Genomic DNA, 18,814 nt, shown 5'->3' with positions numbered 1-18,814 from the left:
CGGGGATGCTGCTCCCCTCTTCCGGTTGCAGGCCAACAATAGTGACCGCTTTTTCCTGCTCACGCAGAAAACGGGAGACGCCGGTGATGGTGCCCGTGGTTCCCATGCTGGAGACAAAATGGGTAATGCGGCCTTCGGTCTGCTGCCAGATCTCCGGGCCGGTAGTGGTGTAATGGGCATAGGGGTTATCAGGGTTGTTGAATTGATCCAGCAGCTTACCTTCGCCCCGGTTCGCCATCTCAAGAGCCAGATCGCGAGCCCCCTCCATACCCTGCTCTTTACTGACCAGAATTAACTCGGCACCATAGGCCCGCATCGCGGCACGGCGCTCCTGACTCATGTTGTCCGGCATCAGCAGCTTCATGCGATAGCCTTTGAGGGCGGCGATCATCGCCAGCGCAATGCCGGTGTTCCCGCTGGTCGCCTCGATCAGCACATCGCCGGGCTTGATTTCACCGCGCTTTTCCGCCTGGACAATCATCGACAGCGCGGCACGATCCTTCACCGAACCCGCCGGGTTGTTGCCTTCCAGTTTGATCCAGATTTCGCTGCCGTTATCCGGCCCCATCCGTTGCAGCTTGATCAGAGGGGTGTTGCCGATGGTTTGTTCTAATGTGTTCATGACCGCTGTCCAATAAAAAGCCCGGTGGCGCTGACGCTTACCGGGCCTACACAGAGCATATCGTAGGCCGGGTAAGCGCAGCGCCACCCGGCAAAACTACGTGGCGTTAACCTATCAGGCAGATTCCGCCAGAGCAAGATCTCCCCGCGTCTCGATGCGATCCTTATCATGGTAAATACGCGCATGTTGCAGGCCGACAAACAGGCGCTCACCGCGGTGCGGCGGCTCCTCATCGCGCATCACCACCGTCAGCGGTTCGTTGTACCAGCCCAGCGGCTGGACGACCAGTTGGGTGTAATGACCTTTCGGGCTGGCTTCCAGCACCTGGACCGGCAGCGGCGAGTCGAGACTGGTGCGACGGCTGACATCCACTTCCCACGGACGCAGGAAGAGATCGACCGGCCCCTGATAGCCAGGGGTGTAACCCAGCGGCCAGCGGTGGGCCCCGACATGGAACTGGCCGCCGCGGATATTGCCGTGCAGTCGGTTCACTTCACCCATAAACTCCAGCACGAAGCGGGTCGCCGGTTCACGCCAGAGCTGCTCAGGCTCATCAACCTGTTCGATATTCCCCTGGCTCATTACCACCACCCGGTCGGCCACTTCCATCGCCTCTTCCTGATCGTGGGTCACGAAGACGCTGGTGAATTTCAGCTCCTCATGCAGCTGACGCAGCCAGCGGCGAAGCTCTTTACGCACCTGCGCATCCAGCGCGCCAAAGGGTTCGTCCAGCAGCAGGATTTGCGGCTCAACGGCGAGGGCGCGCGCCAGGGCCACACGCTGTTTCTGGCCGCCGGAGAGCTGCGCCGGATAACGATCAGCCAGGTGCGCCAGCTGCACCATCTCCAGCAGTTTGGTGACTTTCGCCTTGATGGTGGCGGCGTCCGGACGTTCACGACGCGGCAGCACCGTCAGGCCAAAGGCGATATTGTCGAACACCGTCATGTGGCGGAACAGGGCGTAATGCTGGAACACAAAACCCACTTTACGGTCGCGGGCATGCAGGCGGCTCACGTCAGTGCCGTGGAAGCGGATGTGCCCGCTGGTCTGATGCTCAAGACCGGCGATGATACGCAGCAGCGTGGTTTTACCGGAGCCAGACGGCCCCAGCAGCGCCACCATTTGTCCGGAAGGGATATCCAGCGAGATATCATTCAGCACCTGGGTGCGACCAAAAGACTTCTTAATATTGGCAATCTCAATGCTCATGATTTCCCTCCTGATGCTGACGTTTTTCCTGATTCTCTAAACGCCACTGCACCACACTCTTCAAAAACAGGGTCAAAATAGCCATCAGCGTCAGCAACGCTGCGGCGGTAAAGGAGCCGATGGTGTTGTAGTCCTGCTGCAGCAGTTCAATCTGTAACGGCAGCGACAGGGTTTCACCGCGAATGGAGCCGGATACAACAGAAACGGCCCCGAACTCGCCAATTGCACGGGCGTTCGTCAACACCACGCCATAGAGCAGCGCCCAGCGGATATTCGGCAGGGTGACGCGGCGGAACATCTGCCAGCCGGATGCGCCCAGCAGCACCGCCGCTTCGTCTTCGTTGCTGCCCTGGCTTAACATCACCGGCACCAGCTCACGTACCACAAACGGACAGGTGACAAATATCGTAACCAGCACCATGCCCGGCCAGGCGAACATGATCTGCAGGTTATGCTCATCCAGCCAGCCGCCCAGCGGGCCGTTGGAGCCGTAGAAGAGCAGATAGACCAGACCGGCCACCACCGGTGAAACCGCAAACGGAATGTCCAGCAGGGTCAGCAGCAGCTGGCGGCCCGGGAAGTTAAAGCGGGTGACCAGCCAGGCCAGCAGAACACCGAACACCAGGTTCACCGGCACGGTGATAAGCGCAATCATTACCGTCAGCCAGATGGCATGCAGCATGTCCGGGTCGGCCAGATTGTGCAGCGCGGGCATAATCCCTTTACTGAACGCCTGGACAAAGATATAGACCATCGGCACGACCAGAATGAAGGCCGATACCAGCACGCCGGTGCCAATCAGCACCCATTTTCCCCAGTTGATACGGGGAGCGTCGTAGCGTTTCAATTGAGTGATTTCCGCCATCAGTGACCTACCACGCGTCGACCAAAGCGACTTTGCAGAGTGTTAATCGAGAACAGCAGCAGCAGCGATGCCGCCAGGATCACCGAGGCAATGGCGCTCGCCGCCGGGTAATCAAACTCCTGCAGGCGAACAAAAATCATCAGCGAGGTCACTTCGGTTTTCCACGCGATGTTACCGGCGATAAAAATCACCGCGCCAAACTCACCGAGGCTGCGGGTGAACGACAGCGCCACGCCCGCCAGCAGGGCCGGAGAAAGCTCAGGCAGTACCACCTTGCGGAAGCTCTGCCAGCGCGTTGCGCCCAGCGTTTCTGCCGCCTCTTCATATTCCGGGCCTAACTCTTCCAGCACCGGCTGCACGGTTCGCACCACAAACGGGATGCTGGTAAAGGCCATCGCCACCGCAATGCCGAGCCAGGTATAGGTCACTTTGATATCAAACTTCGCCAGCCATTCGCCGTAAAAACCGTTGACGGAAAACAGCGAGGCCAGGGTCAGGCCCGCCACCGCGGTGGGCAGCGCGAAGGGTAAATCCATCAGCGCATCCAGCAGCGTGCGGCCCGGAAAACGGTAGCGAGTTAAGATCCACGCCATCAGCAGGCCGAACACGCCGTTGAACAGGGAGGCGACAAACGCCGACAGCAGCGTCACTTTATAGGCCGCCACCACCTGCGGATTGCTGATCACCTCCCAGTACTGGGACCAGCTCTTCTCAGAGAGCTGGACCACCAGCGCACTGAGCGGTAATAACAAAATGAGACAGACGAACAGCAGACTGGTTCCGAGGCTTAAGGTAAAGCCCGGCAGCACACGTCTGGAGGAAACTGCAAACATTACTTACGCCCCGCCGCCAACAGTTTGTCTAACTCACCGCCGCTGGCGAAATGGGTTTTCATCACCTCAGGCCATGAGCCAAAGTGCTCTTCCACGCGGAACAGCTCGGTCTGCGGGAATTTGTCTTTCAGCTTGTTCATCACGTCCGGGTTATTCACGCGATAGTAGTAATCGGTGATCACCGTCTGCGCCTGCGGGCTGTAGAGATAGTTGAGATAGGCTTTCGCCGCCTTCTCCGTGCCGTTGGCTTCGATATTTTTATCCACCCACGCTACCGGGAACTCCGCCAGAACGTTGGTTTTCGGGATAACCACTTCAAAGCCCTGGGCTTCGTACTGCTTACGGATGTTGTTCACTTCCGATTCAAAGCTGATCAGCACATCGCCCAGACCGCGTTCCGCGAAGGTGGTGGTGGCACCGCGACCGCCGGTATCAAACACTTCAACGTTTTTCAGGAACTGGGTCATGAACTGTTCAGTTTTGGCTTTATCGTTGCCGTCCGCTTTGTCTGCGGCGCCCCAGGCGGCCAGGTAGGTATAACGGGCGTTGCCGGAGGTTTTCGGGTTCGGGAAGATCAGCTTCACGTCAGAACGCACCAGGTCGTTCCAGTCGTGGATGTTCTTTGGGTTGCCCTTACGCACCAGGAAGCCCATGGTGGAGTAGAACGGCGAGCTGTTGTTTGGCAGACGGCTCTGCCAGTTGGCCGGGATCAGCTTGCCTTTATCGTGCAGGATCTGCACATCGGTGACCTGGTTATAGGTGACCACATCGGCCTTCAGCCCCTGCAGAATGGCCAGCGCCTGTTTCGACGAGCCGGCATGAGACTGCTTAATGGTCAGCTTATCGCCGTTATTCTCTTTCGCCCACTGCTGTTCGAAGGGCGGGTTCAGGGCGGCAAACAGCTCGCGCGAGACATCATAGGAGCTGTTCAGCAGCTCGGTTGCCTGCGCCTGCGCGACCAGCAACACTGAAGCTGCCAGCACCAGAGATCCTTTTTTCAGTACAGTAATGGCCATTGCGCACCCTTAAGATGTGATGTTTTTCTCAGGGTCATGATATTTATAACGCGTACTAAAGGAGTAACGGTTTTATATACCGTTTAGTGATTTGGAAGCAGAAAAGGGAATAAGGGTGCAGGAGTAGTGCCGGGTGGCGCTTACGCTTGCCCGGCCTGTGAAAGGAGTGCCGTTTTATAACGCCAGCAGACGCTCGATAGATGGCGCAAAGTAGTAGCCGCCGGTCACCGGTTTGGTGAAGCGCAGCATCGCGTCGCGCTTGCCGTCGGTATCGCCAAACATGCTCAGCAGCTGCTGTTCAATGTTATACAGACGCGCGCAGTAGGCGCAGAAGTAGAGGCCGTGCGTGCCGCTGGCGGTACCATACGGCAGGCTCTGGCGGACAATCTTCAGCCCTTTGCCATCCTCTTTCAGATCCACGCGACTCAGGTGAGAGGTCACCGGGCGATCGTCGCCGTCGATCTCTTCATTGGCCTCTTTGGTGCGGCCAATCATCATCTCCTGGTCGTGTACGCTCATGCGGTTGAGCTGTTTGAGGTTGTGCTCCCAGCGCTGGACGAAGACGTAACTGCCGCCCGCGTCCACGCCCTCTTTGATCACCGCGACTTCACGACGGATCTCGTCCCCTGCCGGATTTTCGGTGCCGTCAACAAAGCCACTCAGATCGCGCTCTTCCACCCAGCGGAAACCGTGGATCTCTTCTTTTACTTCAACGCAGTCGCCAAAGGCAGCCATCGCAGCCTGGGCGATGGAGAAGTTCACGTCGTGACGCAGAGAGAGAATATGGATCAGCACGTCGTACTGGGTGGCCGGAGCCAGACCTTTACCGTAAGGGACAAAGTCTTTCAACTCTTCGGCCCCTTCTCCGCCGCTCAGCTGACGCCAGACGTTGTGACCAAATGCCACCACTGCGCCGCAGTGGGCATCCGGGAATTTGGCCTGGAAGGTGGCCACGTTATCAATAAAGACTTTGCTGGCCGCACGCAGGGCATCAACATCCCCTTTGACATTGGCTTCGATCCAAATCGCCGCGCGGCAATGTTCTGGCAAAATGCCACTCTGAACCTGAGACATCGCTCCTCCTGAAAAAAAGATGCCACGAAGTCGTGGCATGGTTGGCGGCGATTATACCCGCTTTTTCAGCGAGGCGGCTTGTCCAGGCGCAATTTACTGCTGCCAGATAATTTTGCTGACTTTCCAGTTTTTCAGGGTGTCGTCAGAGGGCATTAACCCTTGCGGGCCATTCCAGGTTCCGCTGAACTGATAGCTGATATGCTGGCTGCCTTCCGCCTTGCACTCTACCGCCACCCCCTCTTCTGCAGGGGCGCTCGCGCAGTTGCCGTAGGCTTTCTGATAGAGGTCGCTGAACGGAGTACCGATCTTCACCCCAGTGTCAGTTTCGATGTCGCTATCCAGCACCTCGATGCGCGTCACCGTCTCTTTATTACCGTTAATCACCAGGGCCAGTTGGTCATCTTTCAGCGCTTCGTAATAGTGCACAATGTTGCCGTTCTCGGTTTTCATGCCGCTGCGCAGCCGGTAATCACCGCCTAATGCCGATTCGATGGCGCTCTGTTCCAGCGGCGTGGCGGCGGTGAGGTTGCCCACCCCCTGCTCAGTCACATCGCTGGATGAGCCGAACCAGTTCCAGGGATAAGCCGCAGACCAGTTAACGGCGGAAAGCGTTGAGCAGCCCGTCAGGACAACGGGGAGCGCACATAACAGTAAACGCAGCGATTTCATCGGGAGTTCCTTTCTGGTTATTTGAACGCTTGTTGGAGTACAGCATCGCTAAAAAGTGCCGTTTAATCTTTCTCGGGGGTGAAACAGGCGCGCAGACGAGGATGGGTCAGCAGCCACAGCAGCGCCACAAAATCGGCCACCACCAGCGCAATGCCTGGGCCGCTCAGGGCTTCGCCGTTCAGCCACAGCAGCGGCTGCCAGCACAGCAACACACCCTGGGCAAGGATAAGCAGCCCGTGCAGCGCACGCCACAGGCGCGGCCAGAGATGACGCCGCCCGCTCAGTAAAAAGGCAACTACTGCCGGGAGCCCCGGCAGCAGTCCGAGCCAGAAGTTATCGCGATCGGGATAAAACAGGCTCAGCAGCGTGTTGCCCTGATCCCGGGAGGCGCCAGCCAGCACGAACAGCACCCAGGTGCGCGCCTGAAGGAGCAGCACGCACCAGAACAGAAACGGCAGGCGTACCCGGCCATAGCTGTCATAGTCGCCCGGGTGAAAATCAATACTCTTCATCTTCTATCAGGCGCTTGCCCAGCGTCAGCACGTCGGCATGTTCATAGTTAAGACGCTCGTACATACCCAGTACCATGTCGTTATCTTCCCGCACCATGATCTGAATTTTTGGACAGCCGCGGGCGATCAGTTTCTTTTCCAGACGATTGAGCAGCGCGTTGGCGATGCCGCGCCCGCGAAACTCCGGGTGCACGCCCAGATAGTACGCCGAGCCGCGATGCCCGTCGTAGCCGCCCATTACGGTGCCTACCACTTCGCCGTTCACCTCCGCCACCAGAAACAGGCTGACGTCATGATTGAGCTTGCGCTCGATGTCCATCTCCGGATCGTTCCACGGTCGCAGGAGCTCGCAGCGCTCCCAGAGAGTGATCACCTCTTCGAAGTCTGCCTGGCGAAAAACACGTATCTCCATGGTATTAACCGCCTTTTTGGGTTCAAAAACAGTGATTATGACGCGAACGCCCGCTTTCGCCAATATCCCGCGAAAAACGCCTGAAAATTTGGCATAATGGCACTTTGTCACGTATTGAAATGAAAAGTAAAACAATTCGCCACATGGACTGTCGTAACGGAAAAGACGATACGATATAACACCAGGACCCCAATTTTTACAATTCAGGCCGCATGAGCACATTCAAACCATTAAAAGCACTCACATCGCGTCGTCAGGTTCTCAAAGCGGGGCTGGCGGCCTTAACGTTAACGGGCATCGCAAAGCAGGCTCAGGCAAAAGACGAGAGCACGCTCAAAACCAGTAACGGACACAGTAAACCCAAAACCAAAAAACCCGGCGCGAAGCGTCTGGTGATGCTCGATCCGGGTCACGGCGGCATTGATACCGGCGCCATTGGCAGAAACGGATCGAAAGAAAAACACGTTGTGCTGGCAATTGCAAAAAATGTCCGGTCGATTTTACGCAGCAACGGCATTGACGCCCGCCTGACCCGCACCGGCGATACCTTCATTCCGCTGTACGACCGCGTGGAGATCGCCCACAAGCACGGCGCGGATCTGTTTATGTCGATACATGCCGACGGCTTTACTAACCCGTCGGCGGCGGGGGCATCGGTATTTGCCCTCTCCAACCGCGGCGCCAGTAGCGCCATGGCAAAATACCTCTCCGACCGGGAAAACCGCGCGGATGAAGTGGCCGGAAAGAAAACCACCGACAAAGATCATCTCCTGCAGCAGGTGCTGTTTGACCTTGTTCAGACGGATACCATCAAAAACAGCCTGACGCTCGGCTCGCATATTCTGAAGAAGATTAAGCCGGTACACCGTCTGCACAGTAAAGGCACCGAGCAGGCGGCGTTTGTGGTGCTGAAATCGCCGTCGATCCCATCAGTACTGGTGGAAACCTCTTTTATTACCAACCCGGAAGAGGAACGTCTGCTCGGCACGACGGCGTTTCGCCAGAAGATCGCCAACGCGATTGCCTCCGGCATTATCAGTTACTTTAACTGGTTCGATAACCAGAAAGCGCACTCCAGGAAACGTTGATGAAACCCAATGCACAGCTGGTTAAAACCTTTCTGCTGCAACTGCAGGATGACATTTGCCAGAAACTGAGCGCCGTCGATGGCGGTGAATTCCAGCAGGACGAGTGGCAACGCGAGGCCGGTGGCGGCGGACGCAGCCGCGTACTGCGCAACGGCGGCGTCTTCGAGCAGGCCGGGGTTAACTTCTCCCACGTCCACGGCGACGCGATGCCCGCCTCGGCCACCGCGCACCGCCCGGAGCTGGCAGGCCGCAGCTTTGAGGCAATGGGCGTCTCGCTGGTGGTGCACCCGCATAACCCCTTTGTACCGACCAGCCACGCTAATGTGCGCTTTTTTATCGCCGAAAAACCGGGTGCTGAGCCGGTGTGGTGGTTCGGTGGCGGCTTCGACTTAACGCCTTATTACGGCTTTGAAGAGGACGCGGTGCACTGGCACCAGACCGCCCGCGATCTGTGTCAGCCTTTTGGCGACGAGGTCTATCCGAAATACAAGAAGTGGTGCGACGACTATTTTTACCTGAAGCATCGCGACGAGCAGCGCGGCATTGGCGGGCTGTTTTTTGACGATCTCAATACCCCCGATTTTGATACCGCGTTCCGCTTTATGCAGGCTGTGGGCAAGGGCTATACCGATGCGTACCTGCCGATTGTCGAGCGGCGGAAAAACCACAATTACGGGGTGCGCGAGCGCGAGTTCCAGCTCTATCGCCGCGGGCGCTACGTGGAGTTTAACCTGGTCTGGGACCGCGGGACGCTGTTCGGTCTGCAAACCGGCGGGCGCACGGAGTCGATTCTGATGTCGATGCCGCCGCTGGTGCGCTGGGAGTACAGCTATGAGCCAAAAGAAGGCAGCCCGGAGGCTGCCCTGAAGGATTTTATTAAGGTTCGCGACTGGGTTTAACCCCAGGCGGCGCTGCGCTTGCCCGACCTACAGGTCGGGTAAGCGAAAGTGCCACCCGACACTTCCCCACTACAGCGGCTGCGTCTGCGCCTCAACCACCGCCAGCGCCACCATGTTCACGATACGGCGCACCGAGGCAATCGGGGTTAATACATGCACCGGTTTCGCCACCCCCATCAACACCGGCCCGACGGTCACCCCTTCTGAACTGGAGACGCGCAGCAGGTTGTAGCTGATACGCGCCGCTTCCACGTTCGGCATGATCAGCACGTTGGCAGAGCCTTTCAGCGGGCTGTCCGGCATCCGCTCGTTACGGATGCTCTCCACCAGCGCGGCATCGCCATGCATCTCCCCGTCGATCATCAGCTCCGGCGCGCGCTCGCGCACCAGCGCCAGCGTCTGGCGCATTTTGCAGGCGGCAGCCGATTTGGATGAGCCAAAGTTGGAGTGCGACAGCAGCGCCACCTTCGGTTCGATACCGAAGCGACGCACCGTTTCCGCCGCCATCACCGTAATCTCCGCCAGCTGTTCCGGGGTCGGATCGTCGTTGACGTAGGTATCGGCAATAAAGGTGTTACCGCTTGGCAGCAGCAGCGCATTCATCGCCCCGGCAGTATGCACGTTGTCGCGATAGCCGAAGATCTCCTGCACCACGCTGAAGTGCTCATGATACTCACCGATGGTGCCGCAGATCAGCGCGTCGGCTTCACCGCGGTGCACCATGATCGCCCCGATCACCGTGGTGTTGCCGATCACCGCCCGCTGCGCCTGCTCCTGGGTGATCCCCCGGCGCTTCATGATGCTGTAGTACTCGCTCCAGTACTCCTTGAAGCGTGGATCGGATTCATTGTTGACGATCTCGAAATCGACGCCTGGCTTGATCTGCAGACCCAGCTTCTGGATACGCATCTCGATCACGCTCGGACGACCAATCAGGATCGGCTTCGCCAGCCCCAGGCTTACCAGCTCCTGAGTGGCGTGCAGGACGCGCGCCTCCTCCCCTTCCGCCAGCACCACGCGTTTTGCGTCCGCGCGCGCCTGGGAGAAGATCGGCTTCATGAACAGGTTGGTTTTGTAGACGAATTCGGTGAGTTTATCGACGTAGGCATCAAAGTCGGCGATCGGGCGTGTTGCCACGCCGGAATCCATCGCCGCTTTCGCCACCGCTGGCGCAATTTTGACAATCAGACGCGGATCGAACGGCTTCGGAATAATGTAATCCGGGCCAAAGCTCAGATCCTGATCGCCATAGGCGGAGGCCACCACTTCGCTCTGCTCCGCATGGGCCAGCTCGGCAATGGCGTGAACCGCTGCCAGCTTCATCTCTTCGTTGATGGCGGTCGCGCCGACGTCCAGCGCCCCGCGGAAGATGAACGGGAAGCAGAGAACGTTGTTCACCTGGTTTGGGTAGTCTGAACGACCGGTACAGATAATGGCATCCGGGCGTACCGCTTTCGCCAGCGGGGGCAGGATCTCCGGCTCCGGGTTGGCCAGAGCGAGAATTAACGGCGCGCGCGCCATCTTCATCACCATCTCTTCGTTCAGCACTTTCGGGCCCGAGCAGCCAAGGAAGATATCTGCGCCCTCCACCACCTCTGCCAGAGTGCGCCTGCCGTCATCCTCCACGGCGTAGGCAGCTTTGGTCTCCGCCATGTTGGCTTCGCGGCCTTTATAAATAACGCCTTTGGAGTCGCAGACCACGATGTTGTGCTTCTGCATCCCCAGCGCCACCAGCAGGTTCATACAGGCGATAGCTGCCGCACCCGCACCGGAGACCACCATGCGCACGTCAGAGAGGTTTTTCTCCACCACCCGCAGGCCATTGAGGATAGCGGCGGTGCTGATGATGGCGGTTCCGTGCTGATCGTCGTGGAACACCGGAATGTTCATCCGCTCGCGCAGTTTCTGCTCGATATAGAAGCATTCCGGCGCCTTGATATCTTCAAGGTTGATGCCGCCAAAGGTCGGCTCCAGCGCGGCCACCACGTTGATAAATTTGTCCGGGTCGAGCTCGTCCACTTCAATATCGAACACGTCGATACCGGCGAATTTCTTGAACAGTACCCCTTTCCCTTCCATGACCGGTTTACCGGCCAGCGCCCCGATATTCCCCAGCCCCAGCACCGCGGTGCCGTTGGAGATCACCGCCACCAGGTTGCCGCGGGCGGTGTATTTGTAGGCCGCCAGCGGATCTTTTTCGATTTCGAGGCACGGCGCAGCCACGCCCGGGGAGTAAGCCAGCGCCAGATCGCGCTGGGTTGCGAGAGGCTTGGTGGGGGAGACCTGAATTTTGCCGGGTACAGGGAATTCATGAAAATCGAGGGCACTCTGTTTCAACTGATCGTCCATTGTAAGGTTCCTTTCACGTGTCGTTCAAAATGGGTGATGTTGTTATGGTCTGAGTTCACCCAGGGTGGCGGATAGTATCGCTGCTGACTGCGGTTCAAACTTTGAAGGGTGCCAAAGTCTCACTATCCAAAAACAAAAATTGTTATCAATTTATAACAATCATGTTACCTGCCCAGCGAAGCAAGACCATGTCCGTCTGCTATGCTTTTTTGTTAAGTCCATCGCGAATTTCGCAGAAGTGTGATCTAACACACTCCACCAACTCTTTTATTTTCAAGGAGTCATCATTTATGAACCAACTAGACGGCATCAAACAATTCACCACAGTCGTGGCTGACAGCGGTGATATCGAGTCTATTCGCCATTATCAACCCCAGGATGCGACCACCAACCCGTCGCTGCTGCTGAAAGCCGCCGGGCTTGAGCACTTCTCGCACCTGATTGACGACGCTATTACGTTTGGTAAAGCCCGTGGCAAGACCAAAGAGCAACAGGTTGCCGAGGCCAGCGACAAACTGGCGGTGAATATCGGTAGCGAAATTCTGAAAAGTATTCCGGGGCGCGTCTCTACCGAAGTGGACGCCCGGCTGTCGTTCGACCAGGAGAAGAGCATCGCCAAAGCGCGGCAGATTGTGCAGCTCTACGAGGAGCAGGATGTGGAGAAATCGCGCATTCTGATCAAGCTGGCCTCCACCTGGGAGGGGATCCGCGCGGCCGAAGTGCTGGAGAAAGAGGGGATCAACTGTAACCTGACCCTGCTCTTCTCCTTCGCTCAGGCGCGTGCCTGCGCCGAAGCCGGGGTGCATCTGGTTTCACCGTTCGTCGGGCGTATCTACGACTGGTATCAGGCCCGCCAGCCGATGGACCCCTATGTGGTGGATGAGGATCCCGGCGTAAAATCCGTTCGCAATATCTACGATTACTATAAGCAACACCGCTACGAAACCATCGTGATGGGCGCCAGCTTCCGCCGGACCGAACAGATCCTGGCCCTCACCGGCTGCGACCGGCTGACCATCTCCCCTAACCTGCTGAAAGAGTTGCAGGAGAAAGATGAGCCGGTTATCCGCCGTCTGGTGCCCTCCTCCACGGTGCTGCCAAAACCTAAACCCATGACCGAAGCCGAATTCCGCTGGGAGCATAATCAGGACGCCATGGCGGTCGAGAAGCTGTCAGAAGGGATCCGTCTTTTTGCGGTCGACCAGCGCAAACTCGAAGATCTGCTTGCCGCCAAACTGTAACCTTGCCATGGAGTGAACTATGTCCCGTAAAGAGTTAGCCAATGCCATTCGCGCCCTCAGCATGGATGCCGTGCAAAAAGCCAATTCCGGTCACCCAGGCGCGCCGATGGGCATGGCCGATATTGCCGAAGTGTTGTGGAACGACTTCCTGAAACATAACCCTAACGATCCGACGTGGTATGACCGCGACCGCTTTATTCTCTCTAACGGTCACGCCTCGATGCTGCTTTATAGCCTGCTGCACCTCTCCGGCTATAACCTGCCGCTTGAGGAGTTGAAAAACTTCCGTCAGCTGCACTCAAAAACGCCGGGGCACCCGGAACTGGGTTATACGCCAGGGGTTGAAACCACCACCGGGCCGCTCGGTCAGGGGCTGGCGAATGCGGTCGGGCTGGCGATTGCCGAGCGCACGCTGGCGGCGCAGTTTAACCAGCCGGGACATGAGATTGTCGATCACCATACCTATGTCTTTATGGGCGATGGCTGTCTGATGGAGGGGATCTCGCACGAGGTCTGTTCCCTGGCGGGCACGCTGGGCCTGGGCAAGCTGATCGGCTTCTACGATCACAACGGCATCTCCATCGACGGCGAAACCGAGGGTTGGTTCACCGACGACACGGCCAAGCGCTTTGAGGCCTATAACTGGCACGTGGTGCATGAGATTGACGGCCACGATCCAGAGGCACTGAAAGCGGCCATTCAGGAAGCGCAAAGCGTAACCGATAAACCGTCGCTGATAATCTGTCGCACGGTCATCGGATTTGGTTCCCCGAACAAAGCCGGCAAAGAAGAGTCCCACGGCGCGGCGCTGGGGGAAGAGGAAGTAGCTCTGACGCGGCAGAAGCTGGGCTGGAAATACCCGGCCTTTGAGATCCCTAAAGAGATCTACAAAGCCTGGGATGCCCGTGAAGAGGGTGAAAAAGCGCAGGCGGCCTGGAACGACAAATTTGCTGCCTATCAGAAAGCCCATCCGGAGCTGGCGGCAGAGTTCAACCGTCGCATGGGGGGTGGCCTGCCTGAAAACTGGGAAGAGACCACCCAGGCGCTGATTGAGAATTTACAGGCTAATCCGGCGAAAATCGCCACCCGTAAGGCCTCGCAAAACGTCCTTAACGCTATTGGCCCGATCCTGCCGGAGCTGCTCGGCGGCTCGGCGGACCTGGCACCGAGTAACCTGACTATCTGGTCGGGCTCCACCTCGCTTAAGGAAGATATCGCCGGGAACTACATCCACTACGGGGTGCGCGAGTTCGGCATGACCGCTATTGCCAACGGTATCGCCCACCACGGCGGGTTTGTGCCTTATACCGCCACCTTCCTGATGTTTGTGGAGTATGCGCGTAACGCCGCGCGTATGGCGGCACTGATGAAGGCCCGGCAGATCATGGTTTATACCCACGACTCCATCGGTCTGGGGGAAGATGGTCCAACTCACCAGGCGGTGGAACAGCTGGCCAGCCTGCGTCTGACGCCAAACTTCAGCACCTGGCGACCGTGCGATCAGGTTGAAGCCGCTGTCGGCTGGAAGCTGGCGATAGAGCGCCACAACGGCCCGACGGCGCTGATCCTCTCCCGCCAGAACCTGGCGCAGATCGAGCGTACCCCGGAACAGGTGAAAAATATTGCCCGCGGGGGGTATATCCTTAAAGACAGCGGCGGCAAGCCGGATCTGATTCTGATTGCGACCGGTTCGGAGATGGAGATCACCGTCAAGGCGGCGGAGAAGCTCACCGCCGAAGGCCATGCAGTACGGGTGGTGTCGCTGCCTTCAACGGATATCTTTGATGCTCAGGATGAAGAGTACCGCGAGTCGGTGCTGCCATCAGACGTGACGGCCCGTGTAGCGGTGGAAGCGGGTATCGCGGACTACTGGTACAAATATGTCGGGCTGAAAGGGAAGATTGTCGGCATGACCGGCTACGGTGAATCCGCCCCGGCCGAGAAGCTGTTCCCGTTCTTCGGCTTTACGGTGGAGAATGTGGTCGAGAAGGCGCAGGCCTTACTGTAAGGGGTTTGCCCGGCGGCGCTGCGCTTGCCGGGCCTGGAGGTTAACGTCATCCGTGGGCCGGGTAAGCGCAGCGCCACCCGGCATTTTAGCGCGTTATCCACAACGTCGGCCATGCATCCGGCCCATGCCAGTTATCACAGCTTGGCTCTTCCGCATACCGTACCAGACGGAAGCGCTGACCGGTAAAACGCCAGCGCGTCTGGATACCGCAGTCGGCAATCCCGCGTCCCAGCGCCAGGGTCGTCAGCTCGCGGCTCTTCTCATCAAAACTGGCGTTCATTAACTCCATCTCGCTGCTGTCGCTGGCGGGAACAAACGGCAGGCGCAGACGTACCGCATGGGAAGCAAACGGCTTTTTGCGTGAGACCAGCCAGGCCAGATCGACGGTGTTGTACGCCCCCGCCTCGCAGCCAACCATCAGCAGCGCTTTGTCATCCGTCAGGGCGGTGACCCGCACTTCACGACGCGCCGGGTCAAGTGAACACTGGCTGTTGTTGATACGCCAGGTGCCATAGTCGAGCAGATCGCTGCGCTCCTCGCGAGTGAGCGGCGTCGGCGTCGGGTTTACCACGGCCACCTCTTTTAGCGCCGGTGCGGGCGGTACGCTCAGCGGGGGTTGCGCCCCTTTGTTGATCCACGCGGTTTCGCTTCCGCCACGCTTTTGCTGGGCATCAATAAACTGTAGCGCCTCTTTCATCCCATCCAGGGAGATGACCTGCTTGCCACCAGCGAGCGTGATGACCCTTTTTTGCTGAAGCGTAGTCAGCAGGGCAGTAATGGTGGCGGCATGGTCGGTCGTCAGACGCCAGGGGGTGATTTGCCAGTGCGGGGGGCCAAGCTGCAACGGCTCGCCGTCGAGCAGCAAGCGGGGAGCAATGGCGGGCTGTTTAGGATCGGGCGTTGCCAGCCCACCGAGATCGATGCGCAGCAGCGCGTCAGTTTTTGCACCCGCGCTGCGGCTTAAGGTCATCACCAGCCCGTGATGTTCGCCGGTATTACGGGCGATGCAAAAGTTCTGGTTGTTGCAGGTCACCTGCCAGTCGATAAACGACCGCTGTGCAGGTGCTGCCCGGGCTAACGTCGCGGGCAGCACGCTGAGCATGAAAACAAGTAAAAGGCAGTGACGCATGAATAGCAGGATCCCGGAAGCAATAGCTGAACAGACAGAGCGTATCTTCCTGCTCAGACCGGGGTTGCTCAATCAGATTTATCGGATAGATTTATTCTGAATACATCTTATTAACGGCAACAAGATCAAGCCATTAACCCGGAACTTTGCAAATACTGTAATAATATCACCGTTTTGCCGTCCCGTATTTCACCCGATTGTATCATCGATAATGCCTGAGCAAAGGGCAGCTCCAGCACCTCGATCTCCTCATCTTCGATGCCCCCGCCCTCTCCGGCGCGCCGGGCGTCGCTGTATTCCGCCACGAAGAAATGGACGATTTCCGTTACGCCGCCCGGAGACATATAGAGCTCAAAAACTTTGCGTGCCTCGCCGACGACAAAGCCGGTCTCTTCAATCGCCTCTTTGCGAATGCACACTTCCGGCTCATCGTTATCCAGCAGTCCGGCACAGGTTTCAATCAGGCGCCCGTCGGGGTTGCCATTCACCCAGGTGGCAATGCGGAACTGGCGAATCAACACCACGCTCTGCTTCTCACGGTTGTAAAGCAGGACCGTGGCACCGTTACCCCGATCGTAAACTTCGCGTTTGTGGCGCACCACCTCACCGTTACGCCGCGTCAGATCGTAGGTCAGGTTGCGCAGGATGAAATAGTTATCCGAAAGGCACTTGTCTTTAATTAATTCAATTTTCACGGTAATACGGGCTCCGTTGCGCTCAATACTGGCCATACTACGCTGCGAAGCCCGCCTTGTCGCCCGTCGGGTTAATGTTCGGTGGGAGAAGCGACCCCAAGCCAGTCGGCGATCCCCAGGGCGGCGTGTCGCCCTTCCGCCATCGCCGTTACCACCAGATCGGCTCCCCGCACCGCGTCGCCACCGGCAAATATCTGCGGGTTGCTGGTCTGATAGCGATAGCGCGATTCCACGCTTGCCGCAATCCTGCCCCAGTCATCCACCTCAACCCCCTGCGCCTGTAGCCAGGGCATCGCATGCGGGTTAAAGCCAAAGGCCATAATCCCCGCCCCGGCAGGCATCACAAACTCGCTGCCCTCGATGGGCTCCGGGCGACGGCGTCCCTGCGCATCCGGCTCACCCAGCCGGGTGCGCAGCAGGCGGATGCCGTTGACCCGCCCGGCGTCATCGAGGGTGAGCTCCACCGGCTGGACGTTAAACTCAAAGGTCGCTCCCTCTTCTCTGGCGTTTTTAACCTCTTTTTTCGAGCCCGGCATATTGGCCTCATCCCGGCGATAGGCGCAGGTGACATTCGCCGCTCCGTGGCGCAGAGCGGTGCGCACACAGTCCATCGCCGTATCGCCGCCGCCCAGCACCACGACGTTGAGTCCGGCGGTATCGACGAAGGGCTCTTCCACCGACGGCGGCAGCCCCATCAGCTGACGGGTATTGCCCACCAGGAACGGCAGGGCATCATAAACGCCCGGCGCATCTTCATTGGGAATACCCGCTTTCATTGAGCGATAGGTTCCCACCCCGACAAAGAGGGCATCGTACTCGCTGAGCAGCTGCGCCAGCGGGATATCTTTACCCACCTCGCAGTTCAGTTCGAAGCGGATGCCCATGGCGGTGAAGATCTCCCGGCGGCGGGCCAGCAGGGATTTATCCAGCTTAAAGGCCGGAATACCGAAGGTGAGCAGGCCGCCAATTTCCGGGTGGCGGTCAAAGACCGTGACGCTGACGCCGCGACGGATCAACGCGTCAGCGCACGCCAGCCCGGCGGGCCCAGCGCCGATGATGGCCACCTGCTTATTGACCGGCGTAACGTGGCTCAGGTCCGGTCGCCAGCCTTTCGCCAGCGCCTGATCGGAGATATAGCGTTCGATGTTGCCAATGGTCACCGACCCGGCCACGTCGCGCACCGTGCAGGCGCCTTCGCACAGTTTGTCCTGCGGGCAGACCCGGCCTGTTACTTCCGGCAGGCAGTTGGTCTGGTGAGAGAGCTCGACCGCCCCTGCGATATCCCCCGCTTTCACCCGTTCGATCCACTGGGGGATATGATTGTGCAGCGGACAGGTCCATTCGCACACCGAGTGCTCGCCGCAGGTAAGGCAGCGGTCGGCTTCCCGCTTCGCCTGTGCCGGACGGAACGGCAGATAAATTTCGTTAAAATTGCCCGCCCGCGCCTCAGGGGAAAGCTTATCTGGCTCCCCGCGCGCAGGCGTAGCTGCCAGCTGCTCGCGTTTGCTACCTGTTCTGGTCACGCTCGCCGCCCGGGTCTGCCACGGCTGGGCCTCATGGCGCGCCGTGCGCATTTGCCGGGCGCGGGCCAGCTGGTTCAGGTTATCGGGGGTCACCAGCGACAGGGCATCCGCCGGGCAGTTCGCCACACAGGCGGGCCCCTGCGGGCGCTCAAGGCAGAGATCGCATTTCTGGGCGGTAGCCGCCAGCGGTGTGGTGACAATCTCGATGGTGCCAAACGGGCAGGCAACCACACAAGCTTTACAGCCGATACATTTGTGCTGCTCCACCTGAACACTGTCATGCATGCGGCTGATGGCTCCGTTCGGGCAGCTCTGGACGCAGGGGGCGTTTTCACAGTGGTGGCAGGTTACGGCGCTCTGTTTATTGCCCTCTTTGACCACGGTGATGCGCGGGGTAAAATGGCGCTGGCTGAGGACATGCTGCTCATTATTATGTGCCATGACGCAAGCGACCTCGCAGGCATAGCATCCAATACATTGCTGGCTATTTGCCATAATAAAACGGTTCATGACGGTTCCCTTGCTGGCCCTGATAACCTTATTCTTTTAACGGAATAGTGTATTTACCCACCGCAACGGTAACAGGCAATGTTCATTTGCCCAGGAACGGAAAATATTTCGCCTGAACCTGTATCAGATCAATTTATTTCAGCGCGGGTGAAATTACGTT

17 protein-coding genes are annotated in these 18,814 nt (G+C 58.4%); 4 read left to right on the top strand and 13 right to left on the bottom strand.

All coding sequences use genetic code 11. The features are described from left to right. The 9 genes from cysM to WFM46_RS07735 form a co-directional block, all read right to left on the bottom strand. Positions 1–622, bottom strand: a 622-nt coding sequence (cysM, locus tag WFM46_RS07775) for a cysteine synthase B (protein ID WP_336997378.1), incomplete at its 3' end; no start/stop codon positions are given. Positions 623–736: 114 nt separating this feature from the next. Next, positions 737–1,831 carry a sulfate/thiosulfate ABC transporter ATP-binding protein CysA gene (gene cysA, locus WFM46_RS07770; RefSeq protein ID WP_103180647.1) on the bottom strand — a complete coding sequence of 365 codons (1,095 nt, stop codon included), beginning with the start codon at positions 1,829–1,831 and terminating at the stop codon, positions 737–739. Next, entirely contained in the window at positions 1,821–2,696 is an 876-nt protein-coding gene (gene cysW / locus WFM46_RS07765; protein WP_103180649.1) for a sulfate/thiosulfate ABC transporter permease CysW, read from the bottom strand. Before cysW ends, cysA begins: the two co-directional genes overlap by 11 nt. Beyond that, positions 2,696–3,529: a sulfate/thiosulfate ABC transporter permease CysT gene (gene cysT, locus WFM46_RS07760; RefSeq protein ID WP_336997377.1), complete on the bottom strand. Its 834-nt coding sequence runs from the start codon at positions 3,527–3,529 to the stop codon at positions 2,696–2,698. Before cysT ends, cysW begins: the two co-directional genes overlap by 1 nt. Further along, the gene (locus tag WFM46_RS07755; RefSeq protein WP_336997376.1) at positions 3,529–4,545 is read right to left on the bottom strand and encodes a sulfate ABC transporter substrate-binding protein; all 1,017 of its coding nucleotides are present in this window, start codon (positions 4,543–4,545) and stop codon (positions 3,529–3,531) included. Before WFM46_RS07755 ends, cysT begins: the two co-directional genes overlap by 1 nt. Before the next feature lie 174 nt (positions 4,546–4,719). Beyond that, a complete protein-coding gene (locus WFM46_RS07750; protein WP_336997375.1) occupies positions 4,720–5,619 on the bottom strand; it encodes a Dyp-type peroxidase in 900 nt (299 codons plus the stop codon). Between the two features lie 93 nt (positions 5,620–5,712). Then, positions 5,713–6,288, bottom strand: a complete 576-nt coding sequence (locus WFM46_RS07745; RefSeq protein WP_159340069.1) for an RpoE-regulated lipoprotein — start codon at positions 6,286–6,288, stop codon at positions 5,713–5,715. A 62-nt stretch (positions 6,289–6,350) separates the two neighbouring features. After that, on the bottom strand, positions 6,351–6,800 hold the full coding sequence (locus WFM46_RS07740) for a DUF2919 domain-containing protein (protein ID WP_336997374.1): 450 nt from the start codon (positions 6,798–6,800) through the stop codon (positions 6,351–6,353). Continuing rightward, positions 6,787–7,212 carry a GNAT family acetyltransferase gene (locus tag WFM46_RS07735; protein WP_032613000.1) on the bottom strand — a complete coding sequence of 142 codons (426 nt, stop codon included), beginning with the start codon at positions 7,210–7,212 and terminating at the stop codon, positions 6,787–6,789. Before WFM46_RS07735 ends, WFM46_RS07740 begins: the two co-directional genes overlap by 14 nt. Positions 7,213–7,424: 212 nt before the next feature. On the opposite strand from WFM46_RS07735, the gene amiA reads away from it, so the two are divergent. Together amiA and hemF are read left to right on the top strand one after the other, a co-directional pair. Then, positions 7,425–8,300 carry an N-acetylmuramoyl-L-alanine amidase AmiA gene (amiA, locus tag WFM46_RS07730; protein ID WP_180209678.1) on the top strand — a complete coding sequence of 292 codons (876 nt, stop codon included), beginning with the start codon at positions 7,425–7,427 and terminating at the stop codon, positions 8,298–8,300. Then, entirely contained in the window at positions 8,300–9,199 is a 900-nt protein-coding gene (gene hemF / locus WFM46_RS07725; protein WP_103180663.1) for an oxygen-dependent coproporphyrinogen oxidase, read from the top strand. The genes amiA and hemF overlap by 1 nt, the downstream gene beginning before the upstream one ends. Positions 9,200–9,268: 69 nt before the next feature. Here hemF and maeB read toward each other — a convergent pair whose 3' ends face one another. Beyond that, the gene (gene maeB, locus WFM46_RS07720; RefSeq protein WP_156655009.1) at positions 9,269–11,548 is read right to left on the bottom strand and encodes an NADP-dependent oxaloacetate-decarboxylating malate dehydrogenase; all 2,280 of its coding nucleotides are present in this window, start codon (positions 11,546–11,548) and stop codon (positions 9,269–9,271) included. A 290-nt stretch (positions 11,549–11,838) separates the two neighbouring features. Between maeB and tal the strand changes: the two genes are divergently transcribed. Continuing rightward, on the top strand, positions 11,839–12,789 hold the full coding sequence (tal, locus tag WFM46_RS07715) for a transaldolase (RefSeq protein ID WP_103180666.1): 951 nt from the start codon (positions 11,839–11,841) through the stop codon (positions 12,787–12,789). A gap of 19 nt (positions 12,790–12,808) precedes the next feature. Beyond that, complete coding sequence (gene tkt, locus WFM46_RS07710) at positions 12,809–14,797, top strand: transketolase (protein WP_336997373.1); 1,989 nt, start codon at positions 12,809–12,811, stop codon at positions 14,795–14,797. An 85-nt stretch (positions 14,798–14,882) separates the two neighbouring features. Here the strand turns inward: tkt and WFM46_RS07705 are convergent, their stop codons facing one another. The 3 genes from WFM46_RS07705 to aegA all read right to left on the bottom strand — a co-directional run bounded on the left by WFM46_RS07705 (position 14,883) and on the right by aegA (position 18,654). After that, positions 14,883–15,926 (bottom strand): DUF1176 domain-containing protein, encoded by a 1,044-nt coding sequence (locus WFM46_RS07705; RefSeq protein ID WP_103180668.1) that lies wholly within the window; start codon positions 15,924–15,926, stop codon positions 14,883–14,885. Between the two features lie 125 nt (positions 15,927–16,051). Next, a complete protein-coding gene (nudK, locus tag WFM46_RS07700; protein WP_103181120.1) occupies positions 16,052–16,627 on the bottom strand; it encodes a GDP-mannose pyrophosphatase NudK in 576 nt (191 codons plus the stop codon). 65 nt (positions 16,628–16,692) lie between these two features. Next, entirely contained in the window at positions 16,693–18,654 is a 1,962-nt protein-coding gene (gene aegA, locus WFM46_RS07695) for a formate-dependent uric acid utilization protein AegA (protein WP_336997372.1), read from the bottom strand. Between the last annotated feature and the right edge of the window lie 160 nt (positions 18,655–18,814).

It is taken from the genome of Leclercia sp. M50 (assembly GCF_037150775.1).
Classification (GTDB): Bacteria; Pseudomonadota; Gammaproteobacteria; order Enterobacterales; family Enterobacteriaceae; genus Enterobacter.
Note: the sequence above shows the minus strand (reverse complement) of the source record. Positions and strands in the feature narration are given on the sequence as shown.